Origin of the sequence: Haloarchaeobius pelagicus, from assembly GCF_051207375.1 — an archaeon.
GTDB lineage: Archaea > Halobacteriota > Halobacteria > Halobacteriales > Natrialbaceae > Haloarchaeobius.
This window is the reverse complement of sequence record NZ_JBPJZD010000001.1, coordinates 1,520,382-1,538,497: the sequence shown is the minus strand read 5'-3', so window position 1 is coordinate 1,538,497 and position 18,116 is coordinate 1,520,382. Positions and strand designations below refer to the sequence as shown.

Genomic DNA, 18,116 nt, shown 5'->3' with positions numbered 1-18,116 from the left:
CGCGGGCAAAGGTCTTGTCACGGGAGCGGGCGGGGTGGCCTCAGGTCGCCCGCGGGAGGGTGATACGAACCTCGGTCCCCCGCGGGTCGTTCTCCGCGAACTCGATGTCGCCGCCGGCGGAGCGAATCGTCCAGTTGACCAGCCAGAGCCCGAGCCCAGAGCCGTGTTCCAGCGGCGTCTCCTTCCCGCTCTCGAGGACGCGGAGTTCAGCGGGCGGGATACCGGGGCCGGTGTCCGTAACCGTGATCGTCACCGACTGGCTGGCAGATTCGACACCCACCGTGACCCACGGATACGGGTCGTCGTGGTGTTCGACCGCGTTCTCGACGAGTTCGAACAGTGCCCACTCGAGCGTCGTGTGCGCGAGGACCGCCTCGGTCGTGCTCGTCGGGGTGGTGACGGACGCGTCGGGATAGCGCTCCTGGACGCGTTCGACCGCACGCCCGATGGTCGTGCCGACGTCGATGTCGCAGCGTTCGACCTCCACGTCGTCGAGGGCGCGCTCGACGTACCGTGCCCGGTCGGACCAGTCGACGAGGCGGTCTGCCGCGTCGAGCAACGCGGTGAGATGGGGGATGCCCGCGTCGGCGACGGCCGGTTCGAGGAGGTCACCGTGGCCGATGATGAGGTTCGTCTCGTGGCGGACGTTGTGCCGGAGCACCCGGTTGAGCACGTTGAGCCGCTGTTCGCGCAGCACCCGCTCGGTCACGTCGTGGAGGGTAAGCAGCCGGCCGACGAGCAGGTCGTCAGCGCGGTACATCGGCTCGGATTCGACGGTGAAGTAGCGCTCGCGCCCGCCATCGTCCTCCAGGAGGAGTTTCCGTGTCTCGTCGGCCTCGGCGACCGTCGCCAGTTCCGCGTCGATGGCCGCCAGCCGACTGCCGACCGGGTCGGCGATATCGAGCACCTCGTCTGCGGCCTGGTTGGTCTCGGTGATCCGCCCCTCGGAATCGAGGACGATGACACCGGCGGCCATGCGCTCGACGACTGCGTCGGCCGCGACCGTCGGCGAGACGGGCAGGACGGCGAACAGTCTGTGGCCGAACAGGGCCGTGCTGAACGCGACCATCGAGACGGCGAACGCGAGGGGCCCGGTGTTCAGGCCGTCGACCAGACGGACGTCGAACAACGTCGAGACCGTTCCGAGCCAGGGCACGGCCACCCCGACGAGCACGGCACTGGTTCGGCCCCGGTAGAGCTGTGGGACGCCGACCGCGAGTCGAAGGAGGATGACCGAACCGAGGAGCACCACCAGGTAGACGTAGCCAACCGTCGCCCAGTAGGCGGGCCCGTGGGCGAGTTCCCACGTCGCCAGCCCGGGGCCCGCCGGCTGGAACGACTCGACGGTCCGGAACCAGCCGTGGGCGTCGTTGGTGAAGATGAGGAAGAGCGTGGCGAGGGACTGGACCGCGAGCAGGCCGACCAGTCGACTGGAGAGACGGTCGTGTCGCCCCGTGTACCCGAGGGTGAACAGCAACCACGCTGGCGTGACGAGCAGGATTCCGACCCACTCGACGTTCGCCAGCAGGACGTAGGTGTCCAGGTCGGTCGTCGCGATTCGGAGCCCGTGGATGCCCGTCCAGCAGGCGATTCCAAGCGTCATCCCGGCGAACGGGAGCGCCCCGGGGACCGCCCGCTCTCGGAGGGCGTACGCCGCGAGCGTGACCATCACGGTGGCGATGGCGAGCAACATCGCCGTGAATGGATTTGCGAGGAACATCGAAGATGGACGGACAGGCCCGAGAGCTGTCGTTGTGAGGATATTTCAGCACGGCTACTTGGCTCTATTTGCCGCTCAGATGATAGCTCTCGCGAGCGCGCCGAACACGGGCAGGGCGATGCCGACTGCGACCGGTAGCAGGGCGAGTGGGCCGAGCCCTGCGAAGCTGTCGAGCGCCTGGTCGAGCGCCAGCTCCGCGAGGAACCCGAGGACGACCAGGCCCGCGAAGGCGACGCTGACCCCGACACCCCGACGGGTCGAGCGCTGTGGAAGCGCCACGAGCGCCCCGGCGACGAGCAGCCCGAGCCAGTGGAACCAGGTGAGACTCACCCCGACGACGACGGCCGCCACCGTGGCGAGTCGCCGCCGACGGTCGTCCTCGCGCAAGGCGGTGAGCGAGTCTCGGCGGCTCATCGCGATCCCTCCTCGAATCGCAGGTCGGTGCCATCGGGAAGCCCTCTGTCCATCGGTTTGTACTCGCCGTCGGCCCACAGCCGCAGCTGGTCGGCGTAGCTGTCCGAGAAGTAGTCGCCAGAGTTCCCGCCGGGCAGGACTGCCCGGGACTCGCCGTCGAAGGTGGCTAGCATCCGCCAGCTCGCGCCCGTGGACTCCTCGCTGTGGAAGTTGCGGACCGTGCCCGGCGAGCCTGCCGTCCGCAGGTTCGGGTAGTTGAGGAAGTCCTGGTCGAACGGGTGGGTGAACCGGACCTGGTTCCAGTCGCCGTAGTCGTCCCAGCCCTCGTCGATAATCTCCTCGGTCGCCCGTCGCATCGCGAACGCGGCGGCGACCTGCAATCCGTCGTCTCCGTCGAACCACCGGCCGTCCGAATCGTTCAGTGAGAGCGTGCCGAGTACCCAGTCGTTCGGCTCCGGGAAGTCCTCGGGGAGCCCGGCGTCGGCCAAGTGTTTCTCACCGAAGCGTCTCCGAAAGACGCGCAGCCAGCGCTCGAACACCAGCGCACCGACCGAATCCGGTTTCATCTCGCCGTCCCAGTCCGCCAACACCTGGTAGGGGTCGTAGCCGAGGCGCGTGTAGTCTTTCCCGTCCTTGCGCTTGCCAGCCTCGATGATTGGCCTGAACAGGTCCCACCGCGGGTCGTACGTGTCCAGTTGCACCTCGCGCAGGAACTCGGCGTCCATCGGCTGGTCGCTCTCGGCCCGCGCGTCCAGCAGGTCGTAGATGCGCCCACCGCGGAACGGCGGGGCGTACCCCTCCGAGAGGTAGTGTTCGGGGTCGTTCGTGAGGCGCTGGTTCGCCGTCGCCAGGTAGTCCGGGTTCTCGACGCCGGGTTTCTCCTCGAAGGGGACGAACCCCTCCCACGAAGACGTTCCAAACGGCGTGTAGCCGTCGCCCCACTCGCCCTCCCTCGCGGAGCCGTCGAAGATCCGTGTCCCTTCGACCACCTCGCCGTCGCTGGTTCGGATGGGAATCTGTCCCGTGACCCAGTAGTAGGTGTTCCCGTCGCGGTCGGCGTAGACGAAGTTCTGCGTCGGTTCGTCGAACACCCGGATGGCGTCTTTCGCATCGGCCATGCCGTCGGCGAAGTTCAATCGTCGGACCGCCTCGACGGTTCGGGTGGCCGAGAGCCCGGTCCACGCGACGCCGAGTTCGTCGGCGACGGCCAGGTCGTCGCCGTCGGGGAACTGCGAGAGGACCGCGCCGTGGACCGACCGCTTCACCGTCACCTCGCGGTCCTTCCCGTCGGCGACCTCGACGGTCTCGGTCCGCGAGTCGAACTCGCGCGTCTCGTCGCCGTAGCGGTAGCCGCCGTCTTGGGTCGTCTCGTAGCTGTAGAAGTCGATGACGTCCGCGCCGGTGTTCGTAAAGCCCCACGCCCCGGCGTGGTTCTGGCCGATGATGACGAACGGGACGCCCGGGAAGCACACCCCGCGAACGTCGAGCGGGTCCGGCCCGACGACGTGCTGTTCGTACCACACCGGCGGCACGGTCAGGTTCAGGTGTGGGTCGTTGGCGAGTATCGGGTCGCCCGAGGCGGTGTGCTCGCCGGAGACCACCCACGAGTTCGAGCCGATGCCCGGTCGCGTCTCGAACTCGGCCAGCCACGACACCATGCCCGCCTCGGGAACCGCGGTATCCGTGTGCTGGGTGGATTCCGGTGTGTCCCCACCCCGGATGATGGGGTCGTCGTGTGCCATGAGCCGCGGGTACAGCTCCTCGGTCGGCTCGGCACCGAGGCTCTCCCGCGCCAGAGCCGTCCGCAGCGTCCGGAAGGTCCCCGTAAGCCCCCAGGAGATCTGCTTCGAGATGAGCAGCGACGCCTGCGGGGTCCACTCGTCGGGTTCGTACTCCAGCAGCCGGTACTCCAGCGGTTTCGACTCCTGCTCGCGCGCCGCGTTCACGCCGTCCACGTACGCCTGGACCACCTCGCCCGTCTCCGTCTCTCTCGTCCGTTCCCACGTCGCGTCCGCCGCCGCCGCGAAGTCCATCTGGCGGTGGAAGACGTCCGAGTCGACCGCCCGGTCGCCGAACACCGCCGAGAGCCGACCCTCCATCAGTCTGCGATAGAGGTCCAGCTGGAACAGCCGGTCCGCGCCGTGGCAGTAGCCGACCGCGAAGTACGCCGCCCGCTCGGTGTCGGCCTCGACGTGGGGGACGTGGTCGTCGTCGTAGGTGACTTCCGCAGGGCCGTACGAGCTCTCGACGGTCCCGTCGATGTCCGAATCGGCCGCCCCCCACACCGACCCCGACCCCGGTGCGAACCGGTCGAGGTAGCTCCGGGCCTCCGTGAGCGTCATGCCGCCGACGCCCGCCCCGAGGACCGCGGTCAGGAGGGCACGGCGGGTCGTCTCCGTGTTCACTAGCCACACACAAACGAGCCGGTTATTTATAGTTTGTTTCCGCGCTGTCACGACGACCCGAGTCCCGCTGCTACTCGGGTGGAGAAAACGGAAGAACCGCAACGCGTTATTCGTAGAGCCAGGTCGCGTCGACCTGCTCGTACTCGACGAGTTCCGCTTCGTCGAAGAAGAGGTCGATCTCGCGCTCGTTAGAGCCCGGGTCCTCGTGGTCGGAGCCGTGGATGACGTTCCGACCGAGGTCGAGACCGAAGTCACCGCGGATGGTGCCCGGCGCGGAGTCGGCCGGGTCGGTCTCGCCCATCATGCCGCGGACCTGGCGGATGGCGTCCTGGCCCTCCCAGACCATCGCCATCACGGGACCGGACGTGATGAAGTCGACGAGGCCGTCGAAGAACGGCTTGTCAGCGTGCTCGCCGTAGTGTTCCTCGGCGAGCTCCTGGTCGATCTGCATGAACTTCGCGCCGACCAGCTTCAGACCGCGGTCCTCGAAGCGAGAGATGATCTCGCCGATGAGGCCGCGCTGGACGCCGTCGGGCTTGACCATGACGAACGTCCGCTCGTGGTCGTCGCTCATTCTTCAGATTCCTCCTCGACTGTTTCCTGGGGGGCACCGCCTTCTTTCGTCCACTCCAGGTCGCGGGGCTCGCGACCGAGGTCCGCGTTCTTCTCGCACTTCGCGGAACAGTAGTGGACGGTCGTACCGTCCACGTGGACGAACATCGTGCCCGTGCCAGGGACGATATCGTCACCGCAGTACTCGCAGTCACGTGTTCGAACCATTATTGTCCTCCGATGGAGTCGGCCTCGCGGGCGGTCTCGCGCAGCTGCAAGACGTCGCCCTCACGGACGGGGCCGAGGCAGTTTCGCGTGATGATGCGACCCTGGTTTTCCCCCTCGCGGATGCGGCACTTGACCTGCATGGCTTCGCCGTGCATGCCGGTCTTACCGACGATCTCGATGACTTCCGCGGAGGTGGAGCCGTCTGTAGACTCTTCGGCACTCATGGATTACCTCTACAGGTCCTCGACCTTGGTGGCGATATCCTCGACGTCGCTCGAGGCGTCACCAGCGTCGACGATGGCCGCGGCGGCGCTCCCGACTTCGAGGCCGGCGGCGTGCCCGACGTCGTCCTGGGTCTCGATGAAGACGACCGGGATGCCCTTCTCGTTGGCGAGTTCGGGGAGGTGCATGACGATCTCCTCGGGGGAGACGTCCTCTGCGACGTAGACGACGGAGGCGTTGCCGCGCTCGACGGCCTTCGTGGTCTCGTTGGTTCCTTTCTTTACGCTACCTGTGTCTCGTGCGACCTCGAGGGCCTCGAGGGCGTCCTCTTGGAGGTCGGCTGGGATTTCTTTGTTGACGTAGACTGGCATGGTTGTTCACCTACTCCCACGCGTGGGCTCGCGCTCCCCTGCCTTCGTGAGGGAGAACCCTCACTGACCGCCGGCTGGGAAGTCGGCGGCCGGATTCCTGTGTGGCTAGGAGCATCATCAACCCCGCGTAGGGCGTATCTCGTTTGTACTGGGCCACCCCTTATAAGGGTGTTCAAACGTCCGCAGGCGTGCGAAAACGCCGCATACGGACTGGGCGCATCTATCGGTCGATAGCAGGTGCTCACCGGGGGTGGTCGTCCCCGGTTGCATGCGAGAGATACCGGAGAAGAAGACGGTCAGCGTGCGAACGAGAACGGGTCCGGGATGATTCCCATCGCGAACCACAGGTCGTTGTGGCCGTAACCGTCGATCTCCACTATCTGGTCGTCGTCGAACCGGGCGGTGTAGACGAGTTCGCAGCGGAACTGTTCGCCGGTCGGTTCGAACACGAGTTCCTCCCCGTCGATGGACAGCCGCCATTCGTTCTCGAACGTGCCAGTCCGGGTCGTCCGGACGACGACGACGTCGCCGTCGACGTGGATGCTATCGACCGCCTCGCAGACGTCCGGAACCGCGTCGTGGAACCGGAGGATGCGGTCGGCGAGCTCGCCCGGCCCGAACGGTCTGGTCGGGTCGGACATGAGGACGCAGTCCTTCGAGAAGTGCTCGTAGAACACGGTCGGGTCTCCACGGTCGTGCCCGTCCTCGACGAGACAGCGGGCGATACGTTCGTATTCGGTACTGGTCAGATGTTCTTGCCCCCCAGGCATGGGTGAGAGTAGTCGCGCGTAGACTTATAGTTGACCGCATGATGTGTCGTCGAAGCAATACTCGTGGCGGCGGGGAACGACAACGCACTTCCTGTCTCCTCACCAACGACGTTGCATGGATGCAGTCGAGGTGGCGACCGCGCTCCGAGCGGAAGCCCGGTCGGTGAACGAGCGACGAGTTCTCGTCCTGACAGGTGCCCGCGACCGGTGTGAGACCGTCGTCGGCCAGGTGCTCGACGACCTCTCGATTCCCATCACCGCGACGGCGCTCGTGAGCGACCGCGACTTCCTTCGCTGTCGCCAGGTCGAACCGCGCCAGGCGGGAGCCATCCTCGGCACCACACACGAGTGCATCGTGGTCGACGCCCACGACCAGTTGCGCCCGAACACGCTCGGGCAGGTCGTCGGCGCGGTCGACGGCGGGGGCCTCCTCGTCCTCCTCGCACCGCCACTCGACGAGTGGCCGGCCCAGCGGGACGACTTCGACGCGGGAATGGCCGTGCTCCCGTTCAGCCGGGCGGACGTGACCGGGCACTTCCGCGAGCGTTTCGTCGAGACGCTCCGGGCGCACCGCGGCATCGCCATCTACGACGTGGATTCGGCCACCGTGGAAGACGACGGGCTGACCCATCCGGCCCCGCACCGACCCGACCCACCGTTCGGTGCGCCCGCCGAGTTCGACTTTCCTGCGGTGGCCTACGAGTCGTGCCGGACCGCCGACCAGGTCGAGGCGGTCCACGACTTCGAGTTCTTGAAACACGCGAACCGGGCGCTGGTCCTCGAAGCCGACCGCGGCCGGGGGAAGTCGAGCGCTGCCGGCCTCGCCGCAGGGGCGTTCGCCGCCGACGGACAGGACGTGCTCGTCACCGCCCCGAGCTACCAGAACGCGGCCGAGGCGTTCGACCGGGCGCGGGAACTGTTCGACGCCCTCGACATCGCCGGTGACCACCCGGACCCCACCACGCATCTCGCCACCACGACCGGCGGCGAAGTCCGCTACGAGCCCCCACCAGCGGCCGCCGAGACCGCCTCGGAACCGGACCTGCTCGTCGTCGACGAGGCCGCGGCCATCTCGGTCCGACTGCTGGATGCGACCCTGGCGGCCGACCGCGTCGCCTACGCCTCGACGATCCACGGCTACGAGGGTGCGGGCCGCGGGTTCTCGGTCCGTTTCAGGGAGCATCTCGACGACAGCGACCACGAAGTCCGCGAGGCCCGGCTCTCGACGCCGATTCGTTACGCAGCCGGCGACCCGGTCGAGGTCTGGTCGTTCAACGCCCTCGGCCTCGACGCCCGTCCGCCGGTCGACCAGCTCGTCGCGGGCGCGACGCCGGACTCGGTCGAGTACGGGCAACCCGACCCCGAAGCCCTGCTCGCGGACCCCACGCTCCTCCGGGAGACCTTCGGTCTGCTCGTCCTCGCGCACTACCAGACCCAGCCCGACGACCTCGCCCGCCTGCTCGACGCGCCGAACCTCACGGTCCGGACCCTGACCCACGAGGGCCACGTCGTCAGCGTCGCACTGCTCGCGCGCGAGGGCGGCCTGGACGAGGAGACGCGAGCCCGCATCTACGAGGGCGGGCGCATCAACGGGAACATGATCCCCGACGTGCTCACGAGCCAGTTGCGCGACGAAGCCGCCGCCGGCCCGGTCGGCCAGCGCGTGGTTCGAATCGCGACCCACCACGCCGCCCGCGGCAGGGGACTCGGCTCCGAGCTCCTTTCGCAGGTCCGCAGGGAGTTCGCAGACGAGGTGGACTGGCTCGGCGTCGGCTACGGCGCGACCCCCGACCTCCTGCGGTTCTGGGGCGACAACGACTACCACACGGTCCACCTCTCGACCACCCGGAACGACGTCTCGGGCGAGTACTCCGCCGTGATGCTCTCGCCGTGTTCGCCCGCCGGTGAAGCACTCCACGACCGCCACGCGGGCTGGTTCGCCCGGCGCATCGACGGCGTGCTCACCGACGCCCTGCGGGACATGGACCCTGACGAGGTCCGGGCCGCGCTCTCGACGTGTGCCGCCGACGTGGGTCTCGACCTCGACGAACTGGCCTGGCGCGCCATCGCCGGAACCGCCTACGGTTCCGGTCTCTACGACGTCGCCCCGGGGCCGTTTCGCGAGCTCGTCGTCAAGCATCTCGTCGACCCGGAGCCGGGTGCGCCCACCATCGACGCCGAGCACGAGCGCGTGCTCGTCGCCCGACTCCTGCAGGCCCACGACGCCGATACCGTCGCCGACGCCCTGGGGTATCACTCGGGCCGGATGGCGATGCGGGCCGTCGGCGAGGGCCTCCGGCCACTCGTCGACCACTACGGCGACGAGGCTGCCCTGGCGGAGCGGGACCGACATCGGTGACCTGGCGGGGCGGGACCGACATCGGTGACCTGGCGGGGCGGGACCGACCGGACCGGACAACCGTTTTACAGCTCTCAGGAGGCTCTTACGTCCTCGAATCGTAGGGTTTGGGGATGGAGGGGGGTTCCAGACGGCGGTTTCTGGCCCGTGTGGGGACGGGACTCAGCGCCGCGACGCTCGCGAGTGGGTGTCTGAGCCGCCGCACCGGGCCCTCTCCCGCCCTCGACCAGCGTATCAGCGTCGGCTCGAAGCACTTCACCGAGAACCGCATCCTCGGCTTCCTCACCTTCGAGGCGGTCAACCAGGTCCTCGGCGTCCAGCCCGTCCACGAGATCGGCTACGGCCGCACCAGCACCATCTGGTCGGCACTCGTCGAGGGAGCCGTCGACACCTACTGGGAGTACACCGGCACCCTCTGGTACGTCCACCTTCCCCCCGACGTCACGCAGGAACGCATCGCGGACCCCCTGAAACTGTTCCAGCGCGTCCGGACCGGACTGCGTGAGACGTACGACCTGGAGTGCTTCTCGCCCGCGCCGTTCGACAACCCGTACGTCCTCTGTACGCGCCCAGAATGGGTCGATGAGACGGGTATCACGACCCACTCCGGCCTGTTCGAGTACGCGGCCGCCGGAAACAGCGTCCCGATCGCGGTCGGCCCGGAGTTCTACCACCGGACCGACGGCTGGCCCGGGCTGCTCGATCACTACGAGGTCGACGCAGACACCAGGGCGGCGTGGGCCCCGAACGTCGAAGTGGTCAACCTCTTCCTCGCCTACGAGTTCCTCCTCCGCGAGCGCATCGACGTCGGCATGGGGTTCGGGACAGACCCACACATCGCCATCAACGACCTCGTGGTGCTCGAAGACGACCGTGACTTCTTCCCACCGTACAACCCCTGCCCGGTCGTCCGGACCGAGGTACTCGACCGCATCGACGGTCTCGGGCCGTTGCTCGACCAGCTCGGCCCACTCATCCAGTCCGCCGAACAGATGCGGGAACTCAACGCCCGGGTCGTGGTCGACGGTGAACAGCCCCAGCAGGTCGCGCTCTCGGTGCTCCGGGAGGGAGGTATCGTCCCGTGACACTCCTCCGCCGGGTCAGGGAGTCGTTCTCGCTGCAACTGGGGGTCGCCCTGCTCGTGGTCGTCCTGTTGCTGGCGGTCATCGGGGCCGGAACGTGGCTCGTCACCGCGGACGCGGTCCGCGAGGACGTCCAGGTCAAACTCGTCTCGCAGTCCGAGGCCGAGGCGGACGGTCTCACCGAGTGGTTCGACAGCAACCGGCTGTTCGTCCGCCTCCTCTCCGACGACGACGTGTTCCAGCGGGGGTCCGACCCCGAGATTCGGGACTACCTCCAGCGGCAGGTGACCAGCGAGGACTTCGAAGTGCTCGCCCTGCACTACGTGGACATGCGCGAGAACCGTGTCCTCGTCTCGACCGTCGCCGCCGCCGAGAACGAGAGCATCGCGGACCGCCCGTGGACCTCACGGCTCCGGTTCCAGGACTTCCAGGACGTGTACGTCTCGGAACCGTACACCACCCCGCGGGGTGAGGCGGTCGTCGCCTTCGTCAGCCCGACCGGAGACGTGAACGGGGCGCTCGTCGCCGTCGTCGACGTGAGCGAGATCGGGGAGTCCTTCCGCTCGCCCATCGCCGGCACCGTCACCCGGGTCATCGACTCCCGCGGCATCGTCGTCTTCTCGGAGGACCCCGACGAACGCCTCCAGCCGTACCTGGCCGACGAGAGCGCCATTCCCGAGGCACTGGTGCGGGCTGTCGACGGCGAATCGGGTTTCCAGCAGGACTCGCTGAAAGAACGCGAACTCGACCACGACGTCGTCACGGCGTACGCGCCCGTCGCGGGCACGGACTGGGTCGTCATCATGCAGGCCCCGACCGCGTCCGCCTACGCGGTGCTCGACCGCATCGTCGTGGGTATCGTCGCGTTCGTCGGCCTCGCGCTGGCCGGCGTGCTCGCCGTTGCACTGACGTTCGGGCGCACCACGACGCGAGCCGTCAGCGACCTCACCGAGACCGCCCAGGCGTACGCCTCCGGGGACTACGACGCGGAGCCGTCACTCGACCGGGCGGACGAACTGGGCACCCTCGCGGCCCAGATGCGCCAGATGCGTGACGCCCTCCAGTCCCGCATCGCGGCGCTCGAGACCGCCCGCGGCCACGCCGAGCAACGCAAACTCCAGTTACAGCGCCTGCTCGCCAACCTCCCCGTCGTGCTGTTCGTCGTGGCCCCCGACGGCCGGTTCGAGGACGTGCAGGGCCGGACGCCGGAGGGGACGTTCGCCCTCGTCGACGCCATCGGTGACCGCGTCGAGGACCGGTTCGGCGCGTATCCCGAACTGGTTGAGACGTGTCACGACGCCCTGGGTGGGACCCCGAGTTCAGTCACTGTCGACGTGGAGGGTGGCATCTACCACGTGCAGGTCCATCCGGTCACGGAGAACGGCACGGTCCAGCAGGCTATCGCGGTCGCGAGTGACGTGACCGAAGAACACAACCGCGAACAGCAGATTCAGGTGCTGAACCGGGTCCTCAGGCACGACCTCCGGAATCGTCTCAGCGTCATCGTGACCTACGCCCGTCACGTCGCCGACAGCGTCGACGACCCGGAGCTCACCGACGCCCTCGACCACATCGTGGCACAGAGCGAGGAACTCGTCGAGACCAGTGAGAAGGCACGGAACGTCCAGCACGCGCTCGAAGGCGCGGGCAAGACCGTCGACGTGGCGGCACTCGCCGACCGAACGCTCGATGCGTTCGATACCGCACATCCCACGGTCGACGTCGAGCGCTCGCTCCCTGCCACGGCCCCTGCCAGGGCGACCATCCACCTCGGGCTCGCGCTGGAGGAACTGCTCTCGAACGCGGTCGAACACGCCGACAGCGACGCGCCGACCGTGCGCGTCAGCGTGGAGAACCGGCTTTCACAGGTCACCCTCGTCGTCGAAGACGACGGGCCGGGCATGCCAGACGCCGAGCAGCAGGCCATCATCTCCGGCGAAGAGAAGCCGCTCGCGCACTCCAGCGGTCTCGGCCTCTGGTTCGTCTACTGGCTGGTCACCGCGGCCGGTGGCCAGTTCGAGTTCGCCGAGAGCAGCCTCGGCGGCCTGGCAATCCGGCTGTCGTTCCCCCGCGCCGAGGGATAGTTTCGTGAGGGGTGGTCTCGAAGACCAGGTATGGACTGCGCCGAGACGGGCTGTGACCGCGAGGCGGCGGTGCGACTGCACATCCCTTGGGCAGCGGACCGCGACGTCTGCGTGGCCCACGCTCGCGGCTTCGGACAGCAAGATGGGGTCGTCACCGAACCTCTCGACGGAAAAGAGAGCGAGTGGCCCTGAGTCGGCGGCCTGCTCAGAGCGACACTGCCATCATCACTTCGTCGACGTAGTCGTCGTCGATCTTGTAGTGAGCCTCGCGCACCGCCTCGGTCTCCCAGCCGTGCTTCTCGAGGAACTTGATGGCACCCTCGTTCGTCGCTGGAACGCTGTTGTAGAGCTTCTCGTACCCGTTCTGTTTGGCCCAGTTGACGCCACGTTCGAGCAGATGGCTCCCGACATCGTGGTCGCGGTACTCCGCGAGCACCCCGACGGTCAACTCGGCGGTGTGGTGGAGTTTCTCCAGCTCCGGGACCCGGATGTGGACCCAGCCGACCACGTCCTCGTCGACGGTCGCGACGAAGAACATGCGTGATTCGAGCTCGTTGTGCCGGAGCAACACCTCCTCGTGGTCGAGGATGTCGGCGACCTCTTCGGCCTCGATGTAGGTGCCCTCGTCGGCGACGTGGCGGATGGCCCCGATGAGCCCGGAGAGGTCGGACTGGTGGGCCTGTCGGATGACGAACTCGACCTCGTCACTGACGTGCTCCTCGGCAGCGCCCTCGTCCTCGAAAGCGACCTTCAGTACGCCGTCGTCGTCGGTCAGATAGCCGTCTCGCTTGAGGATGGCGACGTGATGTCGTACCGCCCGGGGGTCCATCTTGAGGGCCTGTTCGACCTCCTTTCGCTTCACCGTCCCGTGGCTCTCGACGTACTCGTAGAGGTCACGACGGTCCTCGTGGTCGAAGCTCAGCTTGTCAGTGAGTTTCATGGGTACTGATACCACCCCCCGATACTTAATGGTTGTTTGGGTGGTTCACTCGTTCGCCCGGTTCACCGAGTAGTCTCAGAACTCAGCGTCGGTTTGGACCCCAAAAGAACGGGTTACCGTCTTACTTCAAGTCGTAGTAGATTGATTTCCCACAGTTCTTGCAGGCAGACTTGTAGCTCCTGCTCCCGGAACTGTTACTTATTCGCTTGATGTTGTCGTCCTGAGAATTCACGGTGACGTATGCGACTTCACCACAGCTCGGACAGGCAGCCTTCGTCACTGGCATTGTTGTACGGGCGTTCTGTTGGACGTGTCAAAAGTCTATTCCTGGTACCCGGACTCGTACCCCTCGCTGTAGCCGTCGATGTAGTCGTCCGAGTCCGAACTACCCCGGGCCTCCGAGGACGTCGAAGCTGAGGTGCCTCCAGCAGACCCCGTAGGCGCTTCGAACTGGACCGACTCAATGGGTGGATCGTCCATGGGCACGGCCCGGCGCTGCTGCAGTTCACTTGTCACTCGGTCGTAAGCTGGACTTCCGAGCAACTGGTCTTTCAGCTGCTCCAGTTCCATGTCACTGTAGTACGACAGGTTCGCCATCCCCGTGATAACGTCGTCTTCCAAGTCCTCGACATAATCGTACGTTTGGATTCCCCCCGTAACTGGCACGGTTAGCGGTGTTTTCCAGTGGTCCGGGTCCATCGGCGGCTCCCCGTTCATAGGTGACGGTAGCATGTCTGTGATAGTTAATTTTCGGGTGTCCAGAATACTGTGAGGCGATCTCACGCCTCGGTGACGGCCCGGATCGCCTTCCGCCGCAGCCAGAAGTACATCGTCCCAAGCGACAGCACCAGCGCCCCGCCGAACACCCAGAAGCCGTGGAAGGTGACCTGCATGAGGACGACGGTGTAGCCGAGGAAGAGCACGACCAGCCAGACCAGCGTCAGCCCCGACTCGAACGCCTCCTCGACGTACTGGAGGCTCTCCTGTGCCGTCATCGATCGCGCCAGCTCGGGATGCTTGCTGACCCGGCGGCGCTCCCACAGGGAGACGGCGAGGAACGAGAGCCCGATGCTCCCGGGCACGGCCAGCCAGCCGTCCCCCACTATCAGCGAGAGGAGGAAGCCGAAGCTCACCACGGCGAGCAATAGCAGGAAAAACACCCGAAGTCGGTCCACGGCCTCGACGACGGTCATTACCGCCTAGACGGGACCAGCACGAATCAACAGAGCCCTGATGTCTCAGCAGAAGACTGTGACGAGTCAGTGCCGGTCCGGCACCGTCGTCAGCAGCTGTGCCACGTCGACCGCGTTGTGCGTCTCGATGAGGATCTCGGCGGCCGTCCGCAGCGCGAACGTGGAGTTCAGGTCGACCCCGTAACACCGGCCGTAGAGGTCGAGCCAGCGGTTCAGTATGGATTCGAGCCGGCTGCACTGCGCGGCCGGCAGGTCAGGCCCGCCGGTCCGGCAGTCAACGTACAGCACCACCACCGGGCCGACGCCCTCGCGGCAGTACCGCTTCGCCCTGGCCTCGGGGTCCTCGGGCTGCTCGAACGCCCGCTCGGCGCGGGCGACCTCTGCTTCGAGTTCGTCGATGCGTGCCGCGACGCCTCGGGCCACGGTGGTACTCATCCCTGCCGGTACTCGACGCCCTTCCCGCCGTTCGGGTGCTCCCACGTCGTGTCCGCGACTACGGCACAGGTGCCGCACTCGACGCAGGGCTGGGTGTCCAGGCTGACGAGTTCCTCCTCCGAACCGTTCGTCTTCACCGTCTCGGTCCGGTAGCAGCCGCCACCGAAGCCCTCGGCGGAGACCGGGCAGGCTGTGACCGCGGTGCCGCTGGCCTCGACCGACTCGTCGTTCAGGACGATGTGCGGGTTCCCGATGTCGGTGTCGTAGGTCAACTCGCCGATGCGCTCCTCCAGCGTCGGCGGCTCGACCCGGTTCTCACCCTCGACCGGCACGCCCTGGGTCTTCGCGAGCAGGGTCGGGATGGTGACGTACGCCGGCCGGATGTCGGGCAGCATCGACATCATCCGGGGCGAGTTGAACGCCCGCTTGACGACCGACTCGGTGACGCCGAGGCCCAGCGCGGCCTTGCCGACGGGCGACTTCACGACCGTCTCCATGACGCTCGCCATCGCCCCGTTCTCGGTGACCGGGCGGGTCCACTTGTACGCCTTCGGGCGGAGCTTGTCCATCACGCCCTCGCGTTCGAGCATCTGGGTGTAGCGCTGCCCGGCCGTGACGCCCGAGCGCCCCTTCGCGGTGACGAAGGCGTCGGCGGCGAGCGCCCCGCCGGTGACGGCGTGGTTCATCCCCTTGATGATGGGCCCCTGGGCCTGCATCTGGCCGGCCGCGTCGCCGACGACCAGCAGGCGGTCCCGGTGCGGGTTCTTCAGCGCCGCCTTCTTCGAGTCCGGCACGAGCTTCGCGGAGTACTCCAGCTCGACGTACTCCTCTGGCAGCCACTGCCCGAGATGCGGGTGCGTGAGCAGGGCGTCGAGCAGATCCTGGGGTTCGGCGCGCTCGGCCGCGATGCTGTCGAGGTGGAACACGGTCCCGATGGAGAGCGTGTCCTCGTTGGTATACATGAACCCGCCACCCCGGACGCCCTGGAACAGGTCGCCGGAGAACAGGCGGGCGACGCCCTCCTCCTCGCCGATGTCGAAGGTGTCCTCGATGTGGCCCTCGGGCAGGTCGACGACCGCCTTCACGCCCTGGAAGTACTCGTCGGGGTCCTCCCAGTCCATCAGGCCGGCCTCGCGGGCGAGTTCGGAGTTCACCCCGTCGGCCGCGATGACGATGTCCGCCTCGATGTCGTCGAGTTCCTCGCATTCCACGCCGATTATCTCACCGTTCTCGCGGAGCAACCCGTTGACCTTCACCTCGGTCAGCAGGCCGCCGCCGGTCTCGCGGCACTTCTCGTGGACCTGTTCGGCGAGCCAGGAGTCCATCTTCCTGCGGAGAACTGCGTCACACCACAGCGTGTCGTTCTCGTGCAGCGACGTCAGGTCGACCGTTTTGACCTTCCCGTCCGCGAGGTTGTCCATGTAGTAGTCGGTTATCTCGCGCTCGGCGGCCTCCTCCCGGAAGCCCGGGAACAGGTCGTCGATGGTGTACGGCGCGGAACGCTCGGCGTAGATGAGGCCGCCGGAGACGTTCTTCGAGCCGGCGTCGACGCCGCGTTCCAGTACCAGGGTCTCGACCCCGTGGTCGGCCAGTCTGGCAGCGGCGGCGGCCCCGCCGGGACCGGCCCCGACCACGACCGCCTCGTAGTGCTCTCGCTCAGTCATCGTCGTCACCTCCGGCACCGGCGACAGCAGTGTTTGCGACTGCGGCACTCAGCTCCCCGGTCTTGGCGGCTTCGATGAGTCTCGGTAGCACTTCGAAGAGGTCTCCTTCGATGAAGTAGTCAGAGAAGTCCCGGATTCTGGCGTCCGGGTCCGTGTTGATTGCGATGATGGTGTCCGATTCGTCCATGCCGACCTTGTGCTGGACCGCCCCGGAGATGCCGGCGGCGATGTACAGCTTCGGCTCGACTATCTGGCCGGTCTCGCCGATCTGGCGCTCCTCGTGGGTGTACTGCTCGATGTGGCCGTCGAACTGGTACGAGCCGGTGACGATACCACGGGTGACGCCCACGTCGGCGTCGTCGAAGCAGTCGGCGAGTTCGACGCCCAGCTCCATCCCATTGGTCGGGTCGTCGCCGATACCGCGTCCCATGGCCACGATGACATCGCGGCCGGTGAGGTCGACACCGCTGTCGAGTACGTCCGCGTCCTGCACGTCGACGCGGAACCAGTCGTCGGAGAGGTCGGTGTCGCGGTGGACGACCTCGCCCTCGCGGCTCTCGTCGGCCTCGGGTATCTCGAAGCTCCCCGGGATGACCGACCCGCCCTGCGGGTGGAAGTCCCGGTGCGGGTTGTCGATACAGAGGATGGTCGAGTACTCGAAGCCGGAGAAGTCCGGGCGCTTCATGTGCAGGATGCGCTCGAACGTCTTTGTCGTCCCGGGTTTCCCAGTTTTCACCGGGTTCGAAATCTCGGCGCTCTCGATGTAGAGGCCGGAACAGTCCGAGGCAAGCCCGGAGTCGAGCTCGCCCTGCACCAGCGCGGAGAGGTCGCGACCGTTGTTCGTCGCCGGGAAGAGGACGTACCGGGGCTCGTCGTAGTCCCGCCAGTCACTCTCTTCCGGATTGCCCACGCCGGGGTCGCCGCCCCAGCGAGCCATGTCGCAGAATATCTCGGTGAACGCCTTGTGCCGGAACCGGTGCAGACGCTCGTCTTCCTTGTAGACGACCACGTCCGCCCCGAGCGCGATGCACTCGTCGGCGAGGCGCTCGACGTCGTCACCGATGAGGACCGCGACGACGCGTTCCTCCTCGTCGTAGTCGTCGTTGTAGTCGTCCATCAGCTGCCGGGCCTTCCCGAGCATCTCCCGGGAGACGTCCAGCAGTTCGCCACGCTGGGTCTCGCAGTACACCCACATGTCGCGGTAGGTGCCGTCCTCGATGGCCCGGACGTGGCGCTTGTCCGCGGTCGGATGGTCCAGTTCGGGGTACTTCTCCTCGGGCGGCAGGTCGGCTTCGACCTCGCCCTCGTCTTCCTCGTCGCTCTTGGAGAGGTCGTCGATGCGCTTCTGGATGAGCTTCTTCGCGCTGGAGCGGTCGTCGCCGGCCTCCTCGCGTTCGAGCAAGGACTCGAGCTGGTCGACGTCGTCGATATCTCGCACCGCGTTCCCGATGTCGGCGACCGTCATGCCGGTCGGGTCGAGCGCGTCCGCATCGACCTCCTCGCCGTCGTCCTCGAACTTCTCGATGCGGCTCTCGATGAGCTTCTTCGCACCGACGCGGTCCTCGCCCGCCTCCTCGGCGGCGAGAATCTCGCGCAGTTCGTCGACGTCCTCGATGTCTTTCAGTGCGGGGCCGAGTTCGGAGATGTCGTAATCGTTGGGGTCCAGTTCTGGCATCG

General features: G+C 67.0%; 18 protein-coding genes. 4 read left to right on the top strand and 14 right to left on the bottom strand.

The annotated features are described in order from the left end of the window. Positions 1–40: 40 nt before the first annotated feature. The 8 genes from ACSC1S_RS08080 to ACSC1S_RS08045 form a co-directional block, all read right to left on the bottom strand. Positions 41–1,720: a histidine kinase N-terminal 7TM domain-containing protein gene (locus ACSC1S_RS08080; RefSeq protein WP_435363873.1), complete on the bottom strand. Its 1,680-nt coding sequence runs from the start codon at positions 1,718–1,720 to the stop codon at positions 41–43. A gap of 75 nt (positions 1,721–1,795) precedes the next feature. Then, positions 1,796–2,134 carry a hypothetical protein gene (locus tag ACSC1S_RS08075; protein ID WP_435363872.1) on the bottom strand — a complete coding sequence of 113 codons (339 nt, stop codon included), beginning with the start codon at positions 2,132–2,134 and terminating at the stop codon, positions 1,796–1,798. Further along, positions 2,131–4,539, bottom strand: a complete 2,409-nt coding sequence (locus ACSC1S_RS08070; RefSeq protein WP_435363871.1) for a penicillin acylase family protein — start codon at positions 4,537–4,539, stop codon at positions 2,131–2,133. The genes ACSC1S_RS08075 and ACSC1S_RS08070 overlap by 4 nt, the downstream gene beginning before the upstream one ends. Before the next feature lie 106 nt (positions 4,540–4,645). Continuing rightward, complete coding sequence (ndk, locus tag ACSC1S_RS08065; RefSeq protein WP_261651291.1) at positions 4,646–5,113, bottom strand: nucleoside-diphosphate kinase; 468 nt, start codon at positions 5,111–5,113, stop codon at positions 4,646–4,648. Then, on the bottom strand, positions 5,110–5,319 hold the full coding sequence (locus tag ACSC1S_RS08060) for a 50S ribosomal protein L24e (protein WP_261651290.1): 210 nt from the start codon (positions 5,317–5,319) through the stop codon (positions 5,110–5,112). The genes ndk and ACSC1S_RS08060 overlap by 4 nt, the downstream gene beginning before the upstream one ends. Next, entirely contained in the window at positions 5,319–5,543 is a 225-nt protein-coding gene (locus ACSC1S_RS08055; RefSeq protein WP_261651289.1) for a 30S ribosomal protein S28e, read from the bottom strand. Before ACSC1S_RS08055 ends, ACSC1S_RS08060 begins: the two co-directional genes overlap by 1 nt. Before the next feature lie 9 nt (positions 5,544–5,552). Next, a complete protein-coding gene (rpl7ae, locus tag ACSC1S_RS08050; protein ID WP_261651288.1) occupies positions 5,553–5,912 on the bottom strand; it encodes a 50S ribosomal protein L7Ae in 360 nt (119 codons plus the stop codon). A 296-nt stretch (positions 5,913–6,208) separates the two neighbouring features. Beyond that, on the bottom strand, positions 6,209–6,682 hold the full coding sequence (locus ACSC1S_RS08045; RefSeq protein WP_435363870.1) for an ester cyclase: 474 nt from the start codon (positions 6,680–6,682) through the stop codon (positions 6,209–6,211). A 115-nt stretch (positions 6,683–6,797) separates the two neighbouring features. On the opposite strand from ACSC1S_RS08045, the gene tmcA reads away from it, so the two are divergent. From tmcA to ACSC1S_RS08025, 4 genes are all read left to right on the top strand, one after another. Continuing rightward, positions 6,798–9,041, top strand: a complete 2,244-nt coding sequence (tmcA, locus tag ACSC1S_RS08040; protein WP_435363869.1) for a tRNA(Met) cytidine acetyltransferase TmcA — start codon at positions 6,798–6,800, stop codon at positions 9,039–9,041. A 149-nt stretch (positions 9,042–9,190) separates the two neighbouring features. After that, positions 9,191–10,126, top strand: coding sequence for an ABC transporter substrate-binding protein (locus ACSC1S_RS08035; RefSeq protein WP_435363868.1), 936 nt, complete (start codon positions 9,191–9,193; stop codon positions 10,124–10,126). Then, entirely contained in the window at positions 10,123–12,207 is a 2,085-nt protein-coding gene (locus ACSC1S_RS08030) for a cache domain-containing protein (protein WP_435363867.1), read from the top strand. The genes ACSC1S_RS08035 and ACSC1S_RS08030 overlap by 4 nt, the downstream gene beginning before the upstream one ends. Positions 12,208–12,237: 30 nt before the next feature. Then, positions 12,238–12,399, top strand: a complete 162-nt coding sequence (locus ACSC1S_RS08025; RefSeq protein ID WP_435363866.1) for a DUF8014 family protein — start codon at positions 12,238–12,240, stop codon at positions 12,397–12,399. Between the two features lie 13 nt (positions 12,400–12,412). On the opposite strand, the gene ACSC1S_RS08020 is transcribed toward ACSC1S_RS08025, so the two are convergent. The 6 genes from ACSC1S_RS08020 to ACSC1S_RS07995 form a co-directional block, all read right to left on the bottom strand. Next, positions 12,413–13,147: a GNAT family N-acetyltransferase gene (locus ACSC1S_RS08020; RefSeq protein WP_435363865.1), complete on the bottom strand. Its 735-nt coding sequence runs from the start codon at positions 13,145–13,147 to the stop codon at positions 12,413–12,415. 321 nt (positions 13,148–13,468) lie between these two features. Then, the gene (locus tag ACSC1S_RS08015) at positions 13,469–13,864 is read right to left on the bottom strand and encodes a hypothetical protein (protein WP_435363864.1); all 396 of its coding nucleotides are present in this window, start codon (positions 13,862–13,864) and stop codon (positions 13,469–13,471) included. Between the two features lie 62 nt (positions 13,865–13,926). Beyond that, the gene (locus ACSC1S_RS08010) at positions 13,927–14,340 is read right to left on the bottom strand and encodes a hypothetical protein (protein WP_435363863.1); all 414 of its coding nucleotides are present in this window, start codon (positions 14,338–14,340) and stop codon (positions 13,927–13,929) included. Positions 14,341–14,406: 66 nt separating this feature from the next. Beyond that, positions 14,407–14,775 (bottom strand): DUF8055 family protein, encoded by a 369-nt coding sequence (locus ACSC1S_RS08005; RefSeq protein ID WP_435363862.1) that lies wholly within the window; start codon positions 14,773–14,775, stop codon positions 14,407–14,409. Further along, positions 14,772–16,439: an FAD-dependent monooxygenase gene (locus tag ACSC1S_RS08000; RefSeq protein WP_435363861.1), complete on the bottom strand. Its 1,668-nt coding sequence runs from the start codon at positions 16,437–16,439 to the stop codon at positions 14,772–14,774. Before ACSC1S_RS08000 ends, ACSC1S_RS08005 begins: the two co-directional genes overlap by 4 nt. Then, positions 16,432–18,114 carry an electron transfer flavoprotein subunit alpha/FixB family protein gene (locus ACSC1S_RS07995; RefSeq protein ID WP_435363860.1) on the bottom strand — a complete coding sequence of 561 codons (1,683 nt, stop codon included), beginning with the start codon at positions 18,112–18,114 and terminating at the stop codon, positions 16,432–16,434. Before ACSC1S_RS07995 ends, ACSC1S_RS08000 begins: the two co-directional genes overlap by 8 nt. Positions 18,115–18,116: the final 2 nt, after the last annotated feature.